This window comes from Bacillus methanolicus PB1 (assembly GCF_000262755.1).
Classification (GTDB): Bacteria; Bacillota; Bacilli; order Bacillales; family Cytobacillaceae; genus Bacillus_Z; species Bacillus_Z methanolicus.
Genome location: NZ_AFEU01000003.1, coordinates 730,083 through 750,866, shown reverse-complemented (window position 1 = coordinate 750,866; position 20,784 = coordinate 730,083). Strand labels below are relative to the sequence as shown.

The following is a 20,784-nucleotide window of genomic DNA, read 5'->3' as shown; positions in this document are numbered from 1 at the left end:
TATGAAAGGAGAGAAAACATGAGCAAAGACAAAGCGGCTGTTCGTGAAAGGATTGCCAGACGAGTGGCAAAAAAGAAATTGAAAATGGCTTTTATGTGAACCTTGGAATTGGAATGCCGACTCTTGTAGCCAACTATATTTCGAAAAATAAGGAAGTTGTGCTTCAGTCGGAAAACGGCCTTCTTGGCATTGGTCCGTATCCTGAAGAAAATGAAGTCGATCCTGACTTGATTAACGCCGGAAAAGAAACCGTAACGGCAATCCCGGGTGCTTCGTATTTTGACAGTGCCGAATCGTTTGCCATGATTCGCGGAGGGCATATTCATCTCGCCATCCTCGGAGGAATGGAAGTTTCCGAGAGAGGCGATCTCGCCAATTGGATGATACCCGGCAAAATGATCAAAGGAATGGGCGGGGCAATGGATCTTGTCCATGGAGCGCAAAAGATTATTGTGATCATGGAGCACTCGAATAAAAACGGCGATTCTAAAATTTTGAAAGAGTGCAGTTTGCCTCTTACAGGAAAGGGAGTTGTAGACCGGATAATTACAGAGCGGGCCGTTATCGATGTAACAGAATCCGGTCTGAAGCTTGTAGAAGCGGCAAAAGGCTTCACAATTGAAGATATTGTAAATTCAACCGAACCTGAATTGATCATCGATGAAACGGTTTTGACTGACGCTTTCTAGTATTTTTTTATGTAAAAGGCAGGGTGTAATAATCCTGCCTTTTTGTTTTAGTCTTTAAAGTAGCTAAAGAGAAAAATAACCGCTCCTAAGCTATTTTGTCTTATAAGGTTTATTTAACAATACCCATCTCATGTGGTCTTCCCACTTCCCATTCCTTTAGAAATTCTTTATTCCTTTGGTAATAATTTAATACTGTCAAAGCAAAGGTTTCATCTAGTTTCATATAATCTCATAAAAAAGTCTCCCGCAATATTAGTATATCACGTTCTACTACCGGTTCATTTTTTTTCTAGAGTTATTAATCATTAGCTTTACTATATAACATAACACTTTCCTTTTTTACCTACCAATTAATGTAAAAGCAGTTAATTTCTTTTTTTGAATTAATATGCCAGTATCGCCCCTCATTAATTTCGCTTTTCCTTTTTTCTTTTACGAAAGAAATAAATAATAACAGCAAAATTTTAATAAGAGTTAAATTGATATTTTATGAATTTTGAATTTTCTTACCTAATTAAAGGAATTTATAAGGAATTACAGAATAACTATTGATCATTCTTGTAGTTAAAAGGAGGTATTTGGATATTAAAAAATGGATTGTAAACTTCTTGGTATTTTCCTTTTTCACTTTGCTATTGATTGGTTGCCGCAGTGATTTAAAACAACTAACGAGAGTCGATGTTCAAGAAGTGAAATCAGACGGAAGTTATAGCCAAGCTGTAATGATTACAGATAAAGACACGGTGAATATGTTAAATAAGATATTTGAAAAAATTGAATGGGAACAATATGTAGAGGCAAAGATGTCGAGAAAAGAAGATGTAAAAGCTATTCTTTTCTTTGAGATTGACGAAAATATGCTTGAGAAATTGGTTGAATATTTGATATGGTTCAATCAGGAAAATGGAACAGCAACCATTATTAGTTCCGATGAAACAGAAAACTTTGGAATTTTAGACAAAGATCATGCCAAGGAACTAAAAAAGGTATTATTTAATTCAATAAAAGAGCATGGAATTGGTAGTTAAAAGAAAGCAAAAGCGTACATCTTCAATACTGTACGCTTGATTTCTTAGTATAGTCAGGTGTTGTTATGGCGGCGATGTAAATTTCCCTCCGATTTTTTCTATAATTTACGTTTTAGAACGTAAAAGCTGCTGGAGCTCGTCTTTGTTTTGAGTCAGATCTTCTAATGTATACCCTTTTAAGACAGTGATGAATGCTTGAAGTGCTTCATAAAAAGCATGTTTTAATTTACAAGAGGGTGAGATGAGACATTGATTTCCCTCGCGATGAAAACACTCTACCACGTGAAAATCTTCCTCTGTGTGGGTTACGACTTCCCCGATATTGATGTCGCGGGGATGCTTTGCAAGTCGTATGCCGCCGTTGCGTCCCCGGATCGTCTCTATAAGACCAAGCTTTCCGAGCTCATGAATAACTTTCATTAAATGATTTTTTGAGATGTGATAGGCTTCTGCAATCTCTTTAATATTGCTTAATTCATGATCTTTTTTTAATGCCAGATATAATAAAACACGAATCGAGTAATCCGTATAATTTGTTAATCTCATTTCACTAACCCCTGGTTCATTTAAGGTATCCTTATCATAGCATTTTTTCCTAACTATTAGTAAGGTTTACGCTCTCCTAATGAGAAATAAGCTGCTAATAAATATATTAACTTTGGCAAAGAATTAAGAAAAGCAGCCGCTGTTTTCATCATAATCACATTAGAAATTGTGACATTTTTTTTAAAGATGTATATAAAATATATCTTTTTACTTCAAATTCTTTTACTATAAAGATGTATTTAAAATGCATATTTAAAAAGGATGAGTGAAAATGTTAAGTGCGAAAACGATTGAAATTATAAAAAGTACTGTTCCTGTATTGGAAAAACATGGTGAAGAAATTACAAAGCGTTTTTATGCGACGATGTTAAAGGCGCATCCGGAACTTTTAAATATTTTTAACCATACGAATCAAAAAATAGGCAGACAGCAATCAGCATTAGCTAATGCGGTTTATGCATTTGCGGTTTATATTGACCAGATTGAAAAAATCATGCCTGATGTGAAACTAATTGCTCATAAACATCGCAGCCTCGGAATTAAACCGGAGCATTATCCAATCGTAGGAAAATATTTAATTTTAGCGATCAAAGATGTATTAAAAGATGCAGCTACAGATGAAATCATTCAAGCTTGGACAGAAGCATACGGTGTTCTGGCAGATACATTTATTTCTATTGAGAAAGAGATGTATGAAGAAGTAGAAAGCAAAGAAGGCGGATGGAGAGATTTCAAAGAATTTTATGTTGCAAACAAAATAAAAGAAAGTGATGTTATTACATCCTTTTATCTAAAACCAAAAGACAGTTCAAAGGTAGCTTCTTTCATGCCGGGTCAGTATATTAGTGTCCGCGTCAAAATACCGAGCAGCGAGTATACACAAATTCGCCAATACAGTTTATCTGATGCTCCGAATGGAGAGTATTATCGCATTTCGGTTAAGCGCGAAGCAGAAGAACACAAACCAAAGGGAGTAGTTTCTAATTACCTGCATAACTTTGTAAATGAGGGAGATACAATTGAAGTAAGTGTTCCTGCAGGTGACTTTGTTTTAAATATGGAGAGTAAAAAGCCTCTTGTACTTATCAGCGGCGGAGTAGGGATTACACCATTAATAAGTATGTTAAAGGTTGCTTCAAAAGAACAGCCGGAACGTGATATCACATTTATCCATGCAGCAAGAAATGGACAATATCATGCTCTTCGTGAAGAAGCATCTTCATTAGGTGCAAAAGTTCTTTTCTGCTATTCCGAACCGACTGAAGAAGATAAGCTTGCGCAAAACTTTGATAAAGAGGGATACATTACGTCTGAATGGCTGAAAGAAGTAATTGAAAACAAAGATGCTGATTACTATATGTGCGGACCTGTTCCATTTATGAAAGCCATTTATCAAGCATTAGTAGATATTGGCGTGAAAAAAGAAGCAATTCATTACGAATTCTTCGGGCCAAGTATGAAACTATAACATAAAAGATTTTGCTCCTCTAAGAGAAGAATCGAAAAAGAGCTTACAGTGTACACTGTGAGCTCTTTTTAATCATATTTAATGTGCAATATATATGACAAACAACTTTTGTGAGTATCTCCCTGTCATTTTTTATAAACATGATGATATAATATTTTTCAAATTATTTGGTAGTGAGGAATGAGGAATGAAAAGACAACCATCCAATCATAAACCGAAAAAAGATGAAAGCATGGTTACGTTAGGCGATATGCTGAATCAAGATTTGATGAAGCAATTAAAAGAAAAACAAAAAGAACTGAAGGCAGAAGAAGAACGAAGACAGAAAGAAGAAGAACAAAGAAAAAGGGAAGAACGGCGCCAGCGGGAAAAAAATAAATCATTTGAAGAACTGCTTTCAGAAAGCAATTTAAACTGGAAGGACTTTAAATAATGTTGAACCTATGAAAAGAGAGGAAGTGGTTCATTTATTGAAAAGTGGCTCATAAATGTTTAAAACTGGCTTATAATTTATTAAAAGTGGCGCATAAACCAATGATAAAAGGCACATTTAATCTGAAAATTGCCAGGCTGAACCCGAATCTATCGTCAGGCTTGGCATTTTTAGTCTATCGACACCTTCGTAATTCGTTTTAATGTAGGTTATGAGCCCTTATTTTGAAATATGATCCTTTATTTCTAAATATGAGCCGTTATTTTAATATATGAGCCCTTATTTCAAAATATGAGCCTTTGTTTCATTTTATGAGCCATCGATCTGATATAAGCTTTAACCTTCACCAAAACTTGAGGATATTATACATTTGTTTCATTTTATGAGCCAACAATATGAAACTAAGAGACTATCATTTCATTCATGAGCCGTCGAACCGATTCTATTTCAATCTAAATATTATAAAAGAAAACCAAGTTCTTTTTTTAACATTATCGATGTTGATCATACTTGTTTAGTTTTGTTAAAGATTGGATTAGCTCCACTTCCTCCTGTGAAAGCGGCTCGCTCATGACAGCACGCACATTTTCTCTTACTTGCTGCACGGAGCTGGCGCCGGCAATGACCGCAGCGACGGCAGGATGGGACAGATCGTATTGTAAGGCGATTTCAGTAAGAGGACGGGAACCCGCAGCCTTTTCTTTTAAAGCTGTCAGGACTTGTTCTAATTCTTGATAACTGTAGTCCAAATATCCATTTTCTTTCACTGATTTTGAAGCTTTTTCAAGCATTTTGCCGCTTAGCAAGCCTTTTGCAACAGGTCCCCGAGCAACTACGCTTATTTGATGGTTATTTAATAGTGAAAGCGCCTCTTCTTCAGGACGGCGGTCCAAAATGCTGTACTGCATCATAACGGAAACAATATTTGACCTTTTCACATACTCCCGGATTACATTCGGGCGTATTGATGAAATTCCGTAATATCGGATAATCCCTTCCGCTTTTAATTCTTCGAAAGCTTCGATTGTCTCATCAATCGGATCGTCAATTGTTCCGCCGTGGAGCTGGAAAAGGTCAATATAATCAGTCCCAAGCCGTTTTAAGCTTCGCTTCGCAGCTTCTTTTATGTACTCTTTTGAAGGATCCCATCTCCAGCTCGTTTTGTCGTCATTCCAGCGATTTCCTGCTTTTGTTGCAATGATCACTTTTTCACGGACGTCTTTTAATGATTGACCGACGATTTTTTCATTCTCGCCGAAATCATACAAATCGGCTGTATCAAAATAATTGACGCCCTCCTCAAGGGCAGCCTCAATTATTTCTCTTGCTGCTTTTTGGTCCGTTCCAAGGGACATGCATCCAAGACCGAGTTTGCTCACCATCAAGTCTGATCTTCCCAGCTGTTTTTTTTCCAAAAAAATTCACCTCGTTTCATATCTTTTATTTCATTTTATCGAACAATCCGAAACAACCACAAATGAATTGGCTTTTTTGGTTGGTTTAGAAGAGATAAAATAATCTTCAGACAATTGGAATTTATTTTAATATTTTTACGCTATTTTCTCAAGCTTTTCCTGCCGTCTCAAACTTTTTTAATTTGAACTTATATTTTTTATTCTATACTCCATTAACTAATGTATGGTAAAATGTATGGACACAAAATTTATGAATAGAAAAGGAGTGTAGATAAATGGGAAAATTATTTGAGGAAAAAACGATAAAAACAGAACAAATTTTTTCGGGAAGAGTTGTCAAATTGCAAGTAGACGATGTTGAGCTACCAAACGGACAAACATCAAAGCGGGAAATTGTTAGGCATCCTGGTGCTGTAGCTGTAATCGCAGTAACAAATGAAAATAAAATCGTGATGGTGGAACAATACCGGAAGCCACTAGAAAAATCAATAGTTGAAATTCCTGCCGGTAAACTGGAAAAAGGTGAAGATCCGCGTATTACCGCATTGCGCGAGTTAGAAGAGGAAACGGGATATCAATGCGAACAGATGGAATGGTTGATCTCTTTTGCGACCTCTCCTGGTTTTGCGGATGAAATTATTCATTTATATGTAGCAAAAGGACTGTCCAAAAAGGAAAATGCAGCAGGACTGGATGAGGATGAGTTTGTCGATCTTATTGAACTGACACTTGAGGAAGCGCTTCAATATATAAAAGAACAGAGAATCTACGATTCAAAAACTGTAATTGCCGTTCAATATTTGCAGCTTCAAGAGGCTCTCAAAAATAAATGAACCTTTTTTATGTAGATCTGCATATCCATATAGGCAGAACACAATCCGGGAAAGCCGTTAAAATAACCGGTGCAAAATCACTGACATTTACAAACATGATCACGCATGCGAGAGACGAAAAAGGACTTAACATGATCGGTGTCATCGACTGCCATTCACCTGAGGTTTTGGAGGAAATGCACTCATTATTAGAGCAAGGTTATTTGACAGAATATTCGGACGGCGGATTGATGTATGACGGCATGGCCATAATCCCAGGTTCGGAATTGGAAGTTTTTGATGCGAATTGTAAAGGACCAATCCATGTGCTTTGCTTTTTTTCAGGATGGAATGCCATGAGCATTTTCTCAAGATGGCTGAAACATCATGTGAAAAACATAAATCTCAGCTCACAAAGAATTTATGTATCGGGAAAAGAATTGCAGCATAAAGTAAAAGAACTGGGCGGGCTGTTTATTCCCGCCCATGTTTTTACCCCTTTTAAAAGCCTTTATGGAAGCGGTGTCGAGCGATCTTTGGCAGAAGCGTTTTACCCCGACTTGATCGATGGAATTGAACTTGGCTTGAGTGCTGATACATCAATGGCAGACCAACTTGGAGAATTGCACGAATATCCGTTTCTCACAAACTCTGATGCTCATTCCCTCGGCAAAATCGCTCGGGAATATCAGATTATTCAAATGAATGATCCTTCATTTGCAGAGCTGAGGAAAGCATTACAAGGTGAAGGAAAACGAAAGATCATTGCAAATTACGGGATGGATCCTCTACTTGGAAAATACCACCAAACGGTCTGTGCTAAATGTTTTTCATCTGTTGATATTGAAAGCAAAAGGTGCAGTCATTGCGGTCATTCTAAAATAATAAAAGGGGTATCCGACCGGATTCATGAATTGAAAACAGCAAAAACAGGTCCTAAAGGCAGACCACCATACATACACCAAGTACCGCTTGAATTCATTCCGGGTCTTGGTCTAAAATTGCGGGCAAAACTTCTCGGCCATTTTGGTACAGAAATGGCAATTCTTCATGAAGTTCCTTTTTCTGCTCTAAAGGAAGTCGTCCCGGAAAAAATCGCAACATTTATAATGAAAGCCCGTGCCGGAGAATTAACTTTACAAGCAGGCGGTGGAGGAAAGTACGGTAGGATATCCGAATAGCTCAAAAAAAAGGTTTTAACGCTTTAAAGGATTGAGGGCCAGACCCGCGCTGCGTTAACGCGATAAAGCGTTGAGGGCCAGACCCCCGTTGAAGAAACATGCCCAAAATTTCCTCATAGTTTAGGTTATACATTTGATAGACAAGCATATGAATTTAATAACCGATTAATAGGAGGAAGGGCAATGAAGAAAAAAATGTACCAGAACGCTGCTGCCATCCATTTTCGCGAGCATTCCTCAATTTATTTATTTATCATAGTTTTGTTCTTGATGGGGGTTATTTTTGGTGCAATCGTTGTCAATAGCTTAAGTTTCAGTCAAAAAGAAGATTTATTTTATTATTTGTCACAGTTTTTTGACCAGGTTTCCGATGGCAAGGTGGCGGAAGCAAATGATTTATTTTTCCAAAGCTTTTTTCATAACAGTAAATTTATCGGGTTAATATGGGTGCTTGGAATATCCATTATTGGTCTGCCTGTCATCTTAATTTTATTATTTATAAAAGGATTGGTCATTGGATTTACTGTCGGCTTTCTCGTAAACCAAATGGGATGGGATGGTTTCATCCTTTCATTTCTTTCCGTTCTTCCGCAAAATTTGATTATAATTCCGATCTTTATTATTACTGCAACACTGTCGGTTAGCTTTTCTTTAAAAATGATTCGCAGGCAATTTCTTAAAAAAATCACCCCGCCTGTTATGCCGTTATTTGGCCGATATGTCCTTGCATTTTTCCTGGCTGTCGTACTCATTTCAGCTGCAGCAGGGATTGAAGCATATATTTCTCCTGTTTTGATGAAGGCGATTGTAAGTTCAGGAAAATGAACAAATAGATGGAACTGCTCTTTGCCGGGCAGTTCTTTTGTTTATATATATGTAATATATTTTATAATTACTCTTAAATAAAAAGAATTATTTTTTCTTATTTATAATTATTTTATTTTGAATCTATCTTTCTATCTGTTATAATGATAATGACAGTGCAAGGGAGGGCCTTCGGAATGGAAACCAGAATCGATAGAATAAAAAAACAGTTGCATACGTCAAGCTATAAATTAACGCCTCAGCGTGAAGCGACAGTCCGTGTTTTGCTTGAACACGAAGAGGATCATTTGAGCGCGGAAGATGTATACCTCCTCGTTAAAGAGAAGTCGCCTGAAATCGGTCTTGCTACTGTATACCGCACATTGGAACTTCTGACGGAGTTGAAAATAGTCGACAAAATAAATTTTGGCGACGGTGTTTCCCGGTATGATTTACGCCAGGAGGGTGCTGACCATTTCCATCACCACTTAGTATGTATTGAATGCGGAGCCGTAGATGAAATTCAGGAAGATTTACTTGAAGATGTAGAAGCAATAGTAGAGAGGGATTGGAAATTTAAAATTAAAGACCATCGCTTAACATTTCACGGCATTTGTCATCGATGCCAAGAAAAAGAAAATAAACAAGAATAAAGCCTTTTCTAATATGGAAAAGGTTTTCTTATTTTTCAGTTAAAGCAACCGACACCTCAAAAAACAGGTATAATTCTTGTCCAATTTGGCATACCTTTTACTATTAGATTGATGTTTTGGAGGATCGGTTATGAAATCTTGGCTGAAGCTCGTTTTTCAAACGGTTAAAGTGTTTATTTTGTTCACAGGATGCACAATTCTTTTTTATTATGGTATTATGTGGATAAATCAAGAATATCAAAATTATCACCGCTACGATGAACCGAAAGGAGCGGCAGTCAAGGTTTCCGGTTATGAATCGGGCAAGGACGCTTCCTGGCTGGACCGCTTGAAACTTTTTTATTTAAATGGGGAGTAATGAATATATGGAAGACCGTTTGAAAGACTTTATGCATTTCCTCATTGTAGAAAAAGGTTTGGCTAAAAATACGATTGTTTCTTATGAACGGGATTTGAAAAGTTATTTAAAATACTTAAAAAACATTGAAACAATTACAGATTTGAATCTTGTACAGCGAACACATATTGTTCATTTTCTCAAGTATTTAAAAGACCAAGGCAAATCTTCGAAAACTCTTGCAAGGCATGTGGCATCTGTCCGGGCTTTTCATCAGTTTTTGCTGAGGGAAAAAGCGGCAGACCATGACCCAACTGTACATATTGAATCTCCGCAACTTGAGCGAAAACTGCCGAAAGTATTGACCCTCGAAGAAGTTGAAACATTGCTTAATGCGCCTCGGCTGGACAACCATTATGGGCTTAGAGACAAAGCAATGCTGGAATTGCTGTATGCAACAGGCATCCGTGTCAGTGAGTTAATTGGCCTTAATGTTGGAGATATCCACTTGACAATGGGATTTGTCCGCTGTATTGGAAAAGGAAACAAAGAAAGAATCGTTCCGCTCGGAAGAACGGCAGCTAAAGCGATTGAGAGCTATTTGAATAACGGACGAAGAAAATTTATGACAAAAAAGAGTACAGAGGAAGCTTTATTTTTGAACCATCATGGAAAACGGTTAACGAGGCAAGGTTTTTGGAAAATATTAAAACGTCTGGCAAATGAAGCGGGAATCGAAAAAGAATTGACTCCCCATACACTGCGTCATTCATTTGCTACCCATCTTCTTGAAAACGGTGCTGATCTTCGTGCAGTTCAGGAAATGCTCGGGCATGCGGATATTTCTACAACGCAGATCTATACCCATGTGACAAAAACAAGATTGAAAGATGTTTATAGCCAATTCCATCCACGCGCATAGGAGATTCATAGAATTTCAAAAAGCTGCCTTAAAATTTGGCAGCTTTTTATATCTTTATCTTTCGGTTATTTGTAAAATAAATATTATGAGATCAGACTTCCGACGAATATAACATGGTTAATCGATAAATAAGAGGGAAACATTACTTATATTGAATTTCATGTGACGTATTCAGAATAAGGAGGAAAATAAATGGATTCATTTACATATAAACGAATATTCTTAATTGTCATGGACTCGGTCGGCATCGGAGAAGCACCCGATGCTGAAAAGTTTGATGATAAAGGTGCTGATACGCTAGGCCACATAGCTGAAAAAATGGGCGGCCTCAATATGCCGAACATGGGTAAGCTCGGGCTTGGCAATATAAGAGAAATTAAAGGGATTGAAAAAGCGGAAAAACCTCTTGCGTATTACACAAAAATGAAGGAAGCATCAAGCGGCAAGGACACAATGACAGGACATTGGGAAATAATGGGATTGTATATTTCTACACCGTTCAAAGTATTTCCTGATGGTTTTCCTGCTGAACTAATTTCTGAGCTGGAATCGCGTACAGGAAGGAAAGTAATTGGAAATAAACCGGCAAGCGGAACAGAAATTATTGAAGAACTTGGCGAAGAACATATGAAAACCGGGTCATTAATCGTCTATACTTCTGCAGATTCCGTACTTCAAATTGCAGCTCATGAAGAAATCATCCCAATTGAGGAGCAATACAAAATTTGCAAAATCGCCAGGGAGCTCACTCTGGATGAAAAATACATGGTCGGACGGGTAATCGCAAGACCTTTCGTAGGAGAGCCGGGCAGCTTTAAAAGAACATCCAATCGTCATGATTATGCGCTGAAACCTTTCGGCCGCACGGCCATGAATGAATTAAAGGACTCCGGATTTGATGTGATTGCGATCGGAAAGATATCAGATATTTATGACGGAGAGGGCGTTACAACATCATTGCGGACTGGTTCAAATATGGATGGAATGGATAAGCTTCTCCAATCATTTGATATGGATTTTACAGGACTGAGCTTCCTAAATTTAGTTGATTTTGATGCAATTTACGGGCATCGCCGCGATCCGATAGGATATGGAAAAGCGCTTGAAGAATTTGATGCAAGACTCCCTGAAGTATTTTCGAAAATGAAGGAAGATGATTTATTAATTATTACAGCTGACCATGGGAATGATCCCGTTCATAAAGGGACTGATCATACCCGTGAATATGTGCCGCTTCTCGTTTATTCAAAACAATTTGCGGAAGGAAAAGAGCTGCCTGTTCGTGAGACGTTTGCAGATATCGGCGCAACGGTAGCTGATAATTTTCATGTAAAAATGCCGAACTACGGAACAAGTTTTCTCGGTGATTTAAAATAATGAAAGAAATAGGGAAATAAGGTTCGGAAGAAGTGGTGATGAACGATGAGAATGGTTGATTTAATTGAAAAAAAACGCGACGGAAAAGAACTGACGACAGAGGAAATTCAGTTTATTATTAAAGGTTATACAGATGGATCGATTCCTGACTATCAAATGAGTGCATTGACAATGGCCGTGTACTTTCAAGGCATGACGGAAAGAGAACGAGCTGATTTAACGCTGGCAATGGCGGAATCAGGAGATCAAATCGATCTTTCGAAAATAGAAGGAATTAAAGTTGATAAACATTCAACAGGGGGAGTCGGTGATACGACAACGCTTGTTCTTGGGCCTCTTGTAGCATCTGTCGGTGTACCTGTTGCGAAAATGTCCGGCCGCGGACTTGGACATACCGGGGGAACGATTGATAAGCTGGAATCAGTTCCGGGCTTTCACGCAGAAATTGATAACCAAGAATTTATTGATCTCGTCAATAAGAACAAAATAGCTGTCATCGCCCAAAGCGGGAACTTAACTCCGGCTGATAAAAAACTTTACGCTTTAAGAGATGTAACCGCAACAGTCGATAGCATTCCTCTTATTGCAAGCTCGATTATGAGCAAAAAAATCGCCGCAGGTGCAGACTGCATTGTATTAGATGTGAAAACAGGTGCGGGAGCTTTTATGAAAACGCTTGAAGATTCCCGGGAACTGGCAAGGGCAATGGTCCGGATCGGCAACAATGTCGGCCGGAAGACAATGGCTGTTATTTCGGATATGAGCCAGCCGCTCGGTTTGGCGATCGGAAATGCATTGGAGGTAAAAGAAGCAATTGATACGCTGAAAGGGGAGGGGCCGGAAGATTTGACGGAACTTTGCCTGACTCTCGGAAGCCATATCGTCCTCCTTGCCAAAAAAGCCAATTCATTGACGGAAGCAAGGCAAATGCTCGAGAAAGCAATAGAGGACTGCTCTGCGCTTGAATCGTTAAAAAGATTCTTAAGCTCTCAAGGGGGAGATGCATCGGTGGTGGATGACCCATCGAAGCTTCCGCAAGCAAAATACACTTTTGAACTTGAGGCGAAAGAAGACGGTTTTGTGTCAGAAATCGTTGCTGATGAAGTAGGAACAGCAGCCATGCTTCTCGGTGCAGGCAGAACTACAAAAGAATCTTCCATTGATTTGGCAGTAGGCCTCGTCCTTCGCAAAAAAATTGGCGACCATGTGAAAAAAGGAGAATCATTGGTCACAATCCACAGCAATTTTGAAAATATAAACGAAATAAAAGAAAAATTATATGTAAACATCAAAATAACGCCTGAAATAATGAACCCGCCAAAATTGATTCATGAAGTAATTACTGAATAAGAATTTATGGAAAAAAACCAGGGAAATTGGCATCCCTGGCTTTTTTATTTTAATCAAGGAAATAATTGTATAAAAATGTTTCTAATGGAAAAAATGGAGTTATAAAGAATGGAGGGTTATGCCATGAAACGAATATTCTCTATGATGGTTATCTCATTTTTAATGTTTTCCGCTTTTTCAACCATTGCTTTTGCGGAAGAGAAAAACAATGTACAGCTAGTTGATAACGTCCGGTCTGCTATATTAATTGAACGGGATACTGGAACAGTATTGTTTGAGAAAAATATTCATGAAAAATTGCCGCCTGCCAGCATGACTAAGGTAATGACAATGTTGTTAATTATGGAGGCTATAGACGAAGGAAAACTAAAAATGAATGAGAAAATCCGGACAAGTGAATATGCATCCTCAATGGGAGGTTCGCAAATATTTCTTGAACCGGGTGAAGAAATGACTACCGAGCAAATGCTCCAAGGAATCGCAATCGCTTCAGGAAACGATGCCTCTGTTGCAATGGCAGAAAGGATTGCAGGATCGGAAGAAGCATTCGTCGATATGATGAATAAAAAAGCAAAGGAATTAGGCTTGAAAAATACAAAATTCCAAAATGCAACAGGCTTGCCTGCGAAGGATCATTACAGTACAGCATATGATATGGCCATGATGGCAAAAGAACTTTTGAAGTATGATCAAATAACGAAATTTACGGGTACATATGAAGGATACTTGCGTGAAAACACGGATAAAAAATTTTGGCTGGTAAACACAAATAAGCTCGTTCGTTTTTATCCGGGAGTAGACGGGTTGAAGACCGGTTTTACTAATGAAGCAAAATATTGTTTGACGGCAACTGCCAAAAAAGACGGCATGCGCGTGATTGCTGTTGTTTTTGGTTCTCCAACTTCTAAGGAAAGAAATGCACAAGTAACGAAATTGCTTGATTATGCTTTCAGCCAGTATGAAACACATCCGATGTACAAACGGCAGCATATCATGGGTAAGGCAAAAGTAAGCAAAGGAAGTATGAAAACAGTAGAAGCTGTGACAAGTGAACCAATTTCACTGTTAACGAAAAAAGGCGAAAACATTAAGAGCGTTAAAAAGGAAGTTGCCATTAATGACAATATAAAGGCTCCAGTCAAGATAGGAGACGAAATAGGTTCAATTAAACTAATCAAAGATGGGAAAGTTCTTGTCGAGAGTCCACTTGTTGCGAATAAAAACGTTGAAAAAGCTACATGGTGGCAGCTTTTTAAACGGTCATTTGGAATGTTCACAAATTCCGGCGTTTAATGTTGTCGAATTCAGCCTAAATAATTCTACTTTTAGCGAATTCTAACTAGTTTTGTATTAAAGGAAGGATATAAAACATTCAATCGCGAATGACTCACTATAAGGTGGCGGCACTTTCATAAGCAGAAAAGAAATATATGCTAATGATAGTCGTTAAACAACCTGTCGGGTTAATGGCCGTAATTTTTTCTTCATACAACGGGGAAAAAGCGCGGTCAGTTAAACTTGATACCAGAAAAGGAGGCCGTATAGTGAGTCTTAACATTGAAATGGAAGTGAAGAATGACGTTCTTTGCATTCGCTTAAGCGGAGAGCTTGACCACCATACTGCAGATCATCTTCGTGAACGAGCAGCAAAAGCAATTGAGGAGTATCAAATTCGTCATATTGTCTTAAACTTGGAGCACCTCTCCTTTATGGACAGTTCGGGGCTTGGAGTCATTCTCGGGAGATATAAACAAATCAAACAAAACCACGGCGAAATGATTGTTTGTGCAATTTCCCCATCTATTGAAAGATTATTCGACATGTCCGGCTTTTTTAAAATTATTCGGTTGGAGCCGACGGAAGAATATGCTTTGCAAAGATTGGGGGTTGCCTGACAATGAAAAATGAAATGCATTTGCAATTCAGTGCTTTAAGTCAAAATGAATCATTTGCGAGAGTAGCTGTAGCAGCTTTTATCGCCCAGCTTGATCCGACAATGGATGAATTGACTGAAATTAAAACGGTTGTTTCAGAAGCTGTTACGAATGCGATTATTCATGGGTATGAAAATGATCCGAAAGGGATAGTTTATATTTCTGTGTTCATTGAAGACAGAATTGTTGAGATGACAATAAAGGATGAAGGGGTAGGCATTAAGGATATTGAAGAGGCTAGACAGCCTCTATTCACGACAAAGCCTGAATTGGAGAGATCAGGCATGGGATTTACCATAATGGAAAATTTTATGGATGAGGTTGAGGTTCATTCGCAGCCTGGCAGTGGAACGGAAATCCGTTTGAGAAAGCTTTTATCAAAGAGCAAAATGCTATGCAATTAAGGAGTCTTGCTTATGGATGTGGAGGTCAAAAACGGTAATAGTCAAACCTACCTTAAAGACAATGAAGTCAAGGAATTAATAAAAAAGAGCCAGGCAGGAGATCAGGCATCCAGGGATTTGATTGTTCAAAATAATACGCGCCTCGTTTGGTCTGTCGTGCAAAGGTTTTTAAATCGAGGCTATGAACCCGATGATTTATTTCAAATAGGATGCATTGGCCTGCTCAAGTCGGTTGATAAATTTGATCTTTCCTATGATGTAAAGTTTTCTACTTACGCAGTTCCGATGATCATTGGAGAAATTCAAAGATTTATACGTGACGACGGAACTGTCAAGGTCAGCAGGTCTCTTAAAGAAATAGGAAACCGTATCCGTAAAGCAAAGGATGAACTATCAAAGAGACTGGGGCGAATTCCGACAATCACAGAATTATCCGATTATTTGGAAATCGCGCCGGAGGATATTATCCTTGCCCAGGAAGCGATCCGAACTCCTGCTTCAATACATGAAACTGTGTATGAAAACGATGGGGATCCAATCACCTTATTGGACCAAATTGATGATGGAGATGAAGGAACGTGGTTTGACAAAATCGCTTTAAGAGAAGCAATCCGCGAACTGGATGAACGGGAAAGACTAATCGTTTACCTAAGGTATTATAAAGATCAAACGCAGTCAGAAGTAGCAGCAAGACTCGGCATATCACAAGTGCAAGTATCAAGGCTGGAGAAAAAAATCCTTCAGCAAATGAAAGACCGTATGGAAGATTAATTCCATACGGTTTTTTGCTTATTGACATTATTTTTATATGTATCATGATTTATCAAATATTTCCTTACAGAGCAATTTTTGGCCTTCATGAAAAAAAGCAAGAAACTAATACTATTTATGAGGAAATTCATGTGTGGGAAGTGATTGTAATGGAAAATACGATCTACATTCGCATGAGAAGCCGAATTCAAGCCAATCCGGAACAATCCGTATTTCTAAAAGATATTGCCCAAATTATTGCGGATGAAACGCTGATCGGCAGGCTGGAACAAATTCAGATTTACCAAATCACAAAAGAAGACAGAAATATGATTGTAATCGACGTGATGAAAGTAATCTCATACATTAAAGAAGAATGTGGCAACTTGGAAGTTCAGACGATAGGACCGACACAAACAATTATTGAAGTGATCTATAAAAAAAGCGGGGTATCTGTTCCGCTTTTTGCGTTAATCTGGTTTTTGTTATTTTTCGGGTCCGCATTGGCGATCATGAATTTTCATGAAGATGTCAGCATGCAAAGCGTTCATCAGAAGATTTTTTCCATCATAACCGGCAAAGAAGTAAAGAAGCCATTATTATTTCAAATACCTTATTCAATTGGATTAGGACTTGGAATGATCCTTTTTTTCAATCACATATTTAAGAAGCGAATCAATGAAGAACCAAGCCCTTTAGAAGTGGAAATGTTTAATTACCAGCAAAATTTGGATCAATACGTCATTATGTACGAAAATAAAGAAAATCAAAAGAAATTAAATGATTATTAATAGTCTTTTTGTTATTATTATCGGCTTTGCTGGTGGTTTAACAGTGGGGGCTGGATTCGTAGCGTTCTTAACAGTTCTCGGAATTATTCCGAGGCTAACACAGCTTTCAAAAACTATGAATATGATTCGCTTTTACGAATGGGCGGTTGTGATTGGCGCCGTGTCTGGAGCACTCGCTACATTAAGAGATCCTTGTTTCTCGCTTGCAGCTTTCTTTTTGATTCCGCTTGGTCTTGCGGGAGGGATTTTTATTGGTTTGCTTGCTGCTGCATTGACCGAGGTATTAAATGTATTTCCTATTCTGGCTAAAAGAGTGGGGGTTCAAGAAAAGATTATTTCTCTCTTGATGGCAATCGTTTTCGGTAAAGTATTCGGGTCTTTATTCCAATGGATATATTTTGTCGACCGGTAGCTTTGCAAAACAAGATTAAAATGAGAAAAGCGGTTGATCTAATTTTGGAAAGGAATGTATTTCATGACAAAAAGGGAAGAAGTTAAAAAGCCGTTGCCTGGGTCCGTTGATCAAATTGAAAATTATATGAAACAGCATATCGGTCTTGGCGAAAGTTTTGATCTTGGTGTCAGGAAACTGAAACTCTTACGAAAAGATGTCCATATCTACTATGTGAACGGTCTTTGCGATACCCAATTTATTATTGAAATTGTTGAAGAGCTTGTTGCGATCAATGATCAGGAAAAAATGTCAACCAACCTTTTCAGAATTATTGAAAATCGCCTTGTCCATCAATCAGTTCAACCGATAAAAACTCTTGATGATTTAGTCCTTCAGGTTCTTTCTGGATTGATCGTTGTTGTTGTAGATGGAGAAAAAACGGGTTTTGTCATCGATGTCCGAAGCTATCCGGGCCGCCAGCCGGAAGAACCGGACACTGAAAAGGTTGTGCGCGGGTCGCGCGATGGATATGTTGAAAATATTATTGTCAATACGGCCCTTACAAGAAGAAGAATCCGAGATGGAAGACTTCGTTTTGAAATCTATAAAATCGGCGAAAGATCAAAAACAGACATCGCAATTGGTTACATCAAAGATATTGCAAGTCCGGATCTAATAAATATTATACGCAAAGAAATTCAGGCAATAAAGATAGATGGCCTTACGATGGCAGATAAAACCGTTGAAGAATTTCTGCTGAAGCAAGGATATAATCCTTATCCACTTGTCAGATATACAGAGAGAGCGGACGTCGCTGCGACTCATTTATTGGAAGGACACGTTCTTATTTTCGTTGATACATCACCAAGTGTTATTATTACTCCTACGACGTATTTTCATCATTTGCAGCACGCTGAGGAATACAGGCAATCCCCTGCGGTAGGAACTATGTTAAGATGGATTCGATTTATAGGGGTTATCGCATCATTGTTCCTGCTCCCATTATGGTTATTATTTGTATTAGAACCGTCTATGCTTCCTGAAAAGATCGCATATGTAGGACCAAATGAACATAGCAACATTCCGGTTGTTGTACAATTATTCATTGCTGATATTGGAGTGGAGTTTTTAAGAATTGCCGCCATTCATACGCCGACTCCTTTATCAACGGCTATGGGTTTAATTGCCGCTGTTTTGATCGGTCAGATTGCGATTGATGTCGGCCTTTTTGTACCGGAAGTGATTTTGTATATTTCTGTAGCTTCTATTGGAACCTTTTCAACACCAAGCTATGAATTAAGTATAGCCAATAAAATGGTTAGACTGTTTCTTTTAATTGCAGTTGCGATGTTTCATGCACCCGGCCTGATAATTGGAATTACAGCTTTTATTCTTTTCTTAGCAAATATTCGTTCATTAAATACTCCTTATTTATGGCCATTGCTCCCATTTAATCCAAAGGCGTTTTTACACATCCTTTTTCGCCGGGCTGTTCCCGGGTCAAAAATACGTCCAAGCATCATTCATACAAAAAATCGTTACCGACAACCGACGTAAGAAAAGCGGAAGCATGATGATAATTGAAAAGAAAATGTGCATAAGTTTTAAACTCCCAACCCCTAACATGGAAATAACTTTCATTATAAAACAGAACCAACACAATAAGGCGGTGTGAGCGAAGCCAAGCTCTAAATATTTACGAAGCTAAACAAGTATCTTGCTAAAGATAAGTTGCCATTTCTATCTTTGTTAGCGTAGCTCCGCCCCTTTTCCATAGAAAAAAGTATTAATTGCGAATTTTCTCTTCTTATGGTAAGTTTGTTTTTATTAAAGACTCTATTAAAGGATAGAAACAAAAAGATACTTTACTTGAAAGATGCTGTCTATTTGTTTATATTCTTAATAATTAATTTCCAAATTAATATTCGGGAATCGACATATCGAAAGATAAGGGGAATGGGAGCTGAAATGTATTTTCATGGCACAACAAAAGTAAATGGTAAGGGACATCTTGAAATCGGCGGAGTGGACACAATCGAACTTGCACAAAAGTATGGAACTCCTTTGTATGTATACGACGTTGCGTTAATTCGCGAGCGGGCAAGAGGATTTAAAAATACTTTTGATGAGCTGGGTGTGAAAGCTCAAGTTGCTTATGCAAGCAAAGCATTTTCAACAGTAGCAATGATTCAGCTTGCAGAAGAGGAAGGCTTGTCACTGGATGTTGTCTCAGGCGGAGAACTTTATACAGCATTGACCGCAGGTTTCCCTGTCAACAAGATTCATTTTCATGGCAATAATAAAAGCAAGGTCGAACTGGAAATGGCATTGGAGCACCAAATAGGCTGCATCGTTGTGGATAATTTCCATGAACTGGAGCTTATTGATTCCATTTGTTCCGAGATGAATCGAAAGACAAACATACTATTAAGAGTGACGCCCGGTATTGAGGCTCATACGCATGACTATATTTTAACGGGACAGGAGGACTCTAAATTTGGGTTTGACCTTCAAAACGGCCAGGCTGAAAATGCACTTCAAATTGCATTAAATTCACACTTTATGGATGTTTTAGGGGTTCATTGCCATATTGGTTCACAAATTTTTGAGACTACCGGATTTGTTTTGGCAGCAAAAAAGATCTATGAAAAATTAAAGGACTGGAAGGAAAGGCTGTCATATGAGCCAAAAGTATTAAATCTAGGTGGCGGATTTGGTATCCGCTATACAGAAGAAGATGATCCGATTCCGGCCTCACAATATGTAAAAGAAATTATTGCGGAAGTAAAGAAACAAGTTTCTGCCTGTTCCATGAATATGCCGGAGATTTGGATTGAACCGGGACGTTCACTCGTTGGCGACGCTGGAACAACTTTATATGAGATCGGTTCAAGAAAAGATGTCCCTCACGTCCGGAATTATTTGGCTGTAGACGGAGGTATGAGTGATAATATTCGTCCCGCCTTATACCAGGCTAAATATGAAGCGGTATTGGCAAATAAACCACTTGCGAAACAGGAGGAAACTGTTTCTATCGCCGGCAAGTGTTGTGAATCCGGAGATATGCTTATTTGGGATTTGCCTCTTCCTAAAGCGGATAGTCAAGATATACTTGCTGTCTTCTGTACCGGAGCATATGGTTATTCAATGGCAAATAACTATAACCGGATTCCAAGGCCGGCCGTAGTATTTGTTGAGAACGGGGAATCAAGGCTTGTTGTGAGACGTGAAACATTTGAGGATCTTGTCCGCTATGATCTGCCCTTAAAAGAAAAAGTAAGAAATTGAGCTGCCGGTTCTCGGCAGCTTAATTTCTTACTGAAAGATGGATTATTATTGCATTTTAGTGTAGAATAATGGACAGCTTATGTATCATTACAGGCTGGGAGGAAGCGTTTCGTTTATGAAAAAAAGCAATTGGTTATTGTTTTCTTTTATTCTTGCCTTATCTTTAATATGGGGTTGTTACTACTGGTTCTTCCTTGCGCCATCACAA

General features: G+C 38.3%; 21 protein-coding genes and 1 pseudogene. 20 read left to right on the top strand and 2 right to left on the bottom strand.

Annotated features, from left to right (window positions below):
• The first annotated feature begins 18 nt into the window (after positions 1-18).
• Both PB1_RS13440 and PB1_RS13435 read left to right on the top strand, forming a co-directional pair.
• A pseudogene (locus PB1_RS13440) lies at positions 19-689 on the top strand (3-oxoacid CoA-transferase subunit B).
• A gap of 578 nt (positions 690-1,267) precedes the next feature.
• Positions 1,268-1,717: a hypothetical protein gene (locus PB1_RS13435; RefSeq protein WP_004437577.1), complete on the top strand. Its 450-nt coding sequence runs from the start codon at positions 1,268-1,270 to the stop codon at positions 1,715-1,717.
• A gap of 105 nt (positions 1,718-1,822) precedes the next feature.
• On the opposite strand, the gene PB1_RS13430 is transcribed toward PB1_RS13435, so the two are convergent.
• A complete protein-coding gene (locus PB1_RS13430) occupies positions 1,823-2,263 on the bottom strand; it encodes an RrF2 family transcriptional regulator (RefSeq protein WP_004437575.1) in 441 nt (146 codons plus the stop codon).
• A 271-nt stretch (positions 2,264-2,534) separates the two neighbouring features.
• Here PB1_RS13430 and hmpA point away from each other — a divergent pair, with 271 nt between their 5' ends.
• Together hmpA and PB1_RS13420 are read left to right on the top strand one after the other, a co-directional pair.
• Positions 2,535-3,731, top strand: coding sequence for an NO-inducible flavohemoprotein (gene hmpA, locus PB1_RS13425; RefSeq protein WP_004437569.1), 1,197 nt, complete (start codon positions 2,535-2,537; stop codon positions 3,729-3,731).
• A gap of 187 nt (positions 3,732-3,918) precedes the next feature.
• The gene (locus PB1_RS13420) at positions 3,919-4,164 is read left to right on the top strand and encodes a YqkE family protein (protein WP_004437565.1); all 246 of its coding nucleotides are present in this window, start codon (positions 3,919-3,921) and stop codon (positions 4,162-4,164) included.
• Between the two features lie 491 nt (positions 4,165-4,655).
• On the opposite strand, the gene PB1_RS13415 is transcribed toward PB1_RS13420, so the two are convergent.
• Positions 4,656-5,579, bottom strand: a complete 924-nt coding sequence (locus PB1_RS13415) for an aldo/keto reductase (protein WP_004437563.1) — start codon at positions 5,577-5,579, stop codon at positions 4,656-4,658.
• A gap of 275 nt (positions 5,580-5,854) precedes the next feature.
• Between PB1_RS13415 and PB1_RS13410 the strand changes: the two genes are divergently transcribed.
• From PB1_RS13410 to lysA, 16 genes are all read left to right on the top strand, one after another.
• Positions 5,855-6,412: an NUDIX domain-containing protein gene (locus PB1_RS13410; protein WP_004437560.1), complete on the top strand. Its 558-nt coding sequence runs from the start codon at positions 5,855-5,857 to the stop codon at positions 6,410-6,412.
• Positions 6,409-7,572, top strand: a complete 1,164-nt coding sequence (locus PB1_RS13405; RefSeq protein WP_004437558.1) for an endonuclease Q family protein — start codon at positions 6,409-6,411, stop codon at positions 7,570-7,572. The genes PB1_RS13410 and PB1_RS13405 overlap by 4 nt, the downstream gene beginning before the upstream one ends.
• A 183-nt stretch (positions 7,573-7,755) precedes the next feature.
• A complete protein-coding gene (gene spoIIM / locus PB1_RS13400) occupies positions 7,756-8,397 on the top strand; it encodes a stage II sporulation protein M (protein WP_004437555.1) in 642 nt (213 codons plus the stop codon).
• Between the two features lie 176 nt (positions 8,398-8,573).
• Positions 8,574-9,029: a ferric iron uptake transcriptional regulator gene (gene fur / locus PB1_RS13395; RefSeq protein WP_004437552.1), complete on the top strand. Its 456-nt coding sequence runs from the start codon at positions 8,574-8,576 to the stop codon at positions 9,027-9,029.
• Between the two features lie 130 nt (positions 9,030-9,159).
• Positions 9,160-9,387 carry a YqzK family protein gene (locus PB1_RS13390; RefSeq protein WP_004437550.1) on the top strand — a complete coding sequence of 76 codons (228 nt, stop codon included), beginning with the start codon at positions 9,160-9,162 and terminating at the stop codon, positions 9,385-9,387.
• A 7-nt stretch (positions 9,388-9,394) separates the two neighbouring features.
• On the top strand, positions 9,395-10,288 hold the full coding sequence (xerD, locus tag PB1_RS13385; protein ID WP_004437547.1) for a site-specific tyrosine recombinase XerD: 894 nt from the start codon (positions 9,395-9,397) through the stop codon (positions 10,286-10,288).
• 192 nt (positions 10,289-10,480) lie between these two features.
• Positions 10,481-11,665, top strand: a complete 1,185-nt coding sequence (deoB, locus tag PB1_RS13380) for a phosphopentomutase (protein WP_004437545.1) — start codon at positions 10,481-10,483, stop codon at positions 11,663-11,665.
• Positions 11,666-11,710: 45 nt separating this feature from the next.
• Entirely contained in the window at positions 11,711-13,015 is a 1,305-nt protein-coding gene (locus PB1_RS13375) for a pyrimidine-nucleoside phosphorylase (RefSeq protein WP_004437543.1), read from the top strand.
• A 123-nt stretch (positions 13,016-13,138) separates the two neighbouring features.
• Positions 13,139-14,308, top strand: coding sequence for a D-alanyl-D-alanine carboxypeptidase family protein (locus PB1_RS13370; RefSeq protein WP_004437540.1), 1,170 nt, complete (start codon positions 13,139-13,141; stop codon positions 14,306-14,308).
• A 251-nt stretch (positions 14,309-14,559) separates the two neighbouring features.
• Positions 14,560-14,910 (top strand): anti-sigma F factor antagonist, encoded by a 351-nt coding sequence (spoIIAA, locus tag PB1_RS13365; protein WP_004437538.1) that lies wholly within the window; start codon positions 14,560-14,562, stop codon positions 14,908-14,910.
• Between the two features lie 2 nt (positions 14,911-14,912).
• The gene (spoIIAB, locus tag PB1_RS13360; RefSeq protein ID WP_004437536.1) at positions 14,913-15,353 is read left to right on the top strand and encodes an anti-sigma F factor; all 441 of its coding nucleotides are present in this window, start codon (positions 14,913-14,915) and stop codon (positions 15,351-15,353) included.
• A 12-nt stretch (positions 15,354-15,365) separates the two neighbouring features.
• The gene (gene sigF / locus PB1_RS13355; RefSeq protein WP_004437534.1) at positions 15,366-16,124 is read left to right on the top strand and encodes an RNA polymerase sporulation sigma factor SigF; all 759 of its coding nucleotides are present in this window, start codon (positions 15,366-15,368) and stop codon (positions 16,122-16,124) included.
• A gap of 149 nt (positions 16,125-16,273) precedes the next feature.
• Positions 16,274-16,894 (top strand): stage V sporulation protein AA, encoded by a 621-nt coding sequence (locus PB1_RS13350; protein ID WP_004437531.1) that lies wholly within the window; start codon positions 16,274-16,276, stop codon positions 16,892-16,894.
• Entirely contained in the window at positions 16,884-17,306 is a 423-nt protein-coding gene (locus PB1_RS13345; protein ID WP_004437528.1) for a stage V sporulation protein AB, read from the top strand. Before PB1_RS13350 ends, PB1_RS13345 begins: the two co-directional genes overlap by 11 nt.
• Positions 17,307-17,369: 63 nt before the next feature.
• Positions 17,370-18,845 (top strand): spore germination protein, encoded by a 1,476-nt coding sequence (locus PB1_RS13340; protein WP_004437526.1) that lies wholly within the window; start codon positions 17,370-17,372, stop codon positions 18,843-18,845.
• Positions 18,846-19,256: 411 nt separating this feature from the next.
• On the top strand, positions 19,257-20,576 hold the full coding sequence (gene lysA, locus PB1_RS13335) for a diaminopimelate decarboxylase (protein WP_004437524.1): 1,320 nt from the start codon (positions 19,257-19,259) through the stop codon (positions 20,574-20,576).
• Positions 20,577-20,784 lie beyond the last annotated feature (208 nt).

Coding starts and splice junctions, on each gene's coding strand:
- PB1_RS13350 (WP_004437531.1), top strand. CDS start 16,274: ATGGAAAATACGATCTACATTCGCATGAGAAGCCGAATTCAAGCCAAT.
- fur (WP_004437552.1), top strand. CDS start 8,574: ATGGAAACCAGAATCGATAGAATAAAAAAACAGTTGCATACGTCAAGC.
- PB1_RS13390 (WP_004437550.1), top strand. CDS start 9,160: ATGAAATCTTGGCTGAAGCTCGTTTTTCAAACGGTTAAAGTGTTTATT.
- lysA (WP_004437524.1), top strand. CDS start 19,257: ATGTATTTTCATGGCACAACAAAAGTAAATGGTAAGGGACATCTTGAA.
- hmpA (WP_004437569.1), top strand. CDS start 2,535: ATGTTAAGTGCGAAAACGATTGAAATTATAAAAAGTACTGTTCCTGTA.
- PB1_RS13370 (WP_004437540.1), top strand. CDS start 13,139: ATGAAACGAATATTCTCTATGATGGTTATCTCATTTTTAATGTTTTCC.
- PB1_RS13405 (WP_004437558.1), top strand. CDS start 6,409: ATGAACCTTTTTTATGTAGATCTGCATATCCATATAGGCAGAACACAA.
- PB1_RS13345 (WP_004437528.1), top strand. CDS start 16,884: ATGATTATTAATAGTCTTTTTGTTATTATTATCGGCTTTGCTGGTGGT.
- spoIIM (WP_004437555.1), top strand. CDS start 7,756: ATGAAGAAAAAAATGTACCAGAACGCTGCTGCCATCCATTTTCGCGAG.
- PB1_RS13410 (WP_004437560.1), top strand. CDS start 5,855: ATGGGAAAATTATTTGAGGAAAAAACGATAAAAACAGAACAAATTTTT.
- PB1_RS13375 (WP_004437543.1), top strand. CDS start 11,711: ATGAGAATGGTTGATTTAATTGAAAAAAAACGCGACGGAAAAGAACTG.
- PB1_RS13430 (WP_004437575.1), bottom strand. CDS start 2,263: ATGAGATTAACAAATTATACGGATTACTCGATTCGTGTTTTATTATAT.
- PB1_RS13340 (WP_004437526.1), top strand. CDS start 17,370: ATGACAAAAAGGGAAGAAGTTAAAAAGCCGTTGCCTGGGTCCGTTGAT.
- spoIIAB (WP_004437536.1), top strand. CDS start 14,913: ATGAAAAATGAAATGCATTTGCAATTCAGTGCTTTAAGTCAAAATGAA.
- xerD (WP_004437547.1), top strand. CDS start 9,395: ATGGAAGACCGTTTGAAAGACTTTATGCATTTCCTCATTGTAGAAAAA.
- PB1_RS13420 (WP_004437565.1), top strand. CDS start 3,919: ATGAAAAGACAACCATCCAATCATAAACCGAAAAAAGATGAAAGCATG.
- deoB (WP_004437545.1), top strand. CDS start 10,481: ATGGATTCATTTACATATAAACGAATATTCTTAATTGTCATGGACTCG.
- sigF (WP_004437534.1), top strand. CDS start 15,366: ATGGATGTGGAGGTCAAAAACGGTAATAGTCAAACCTACCTTAAAGAC.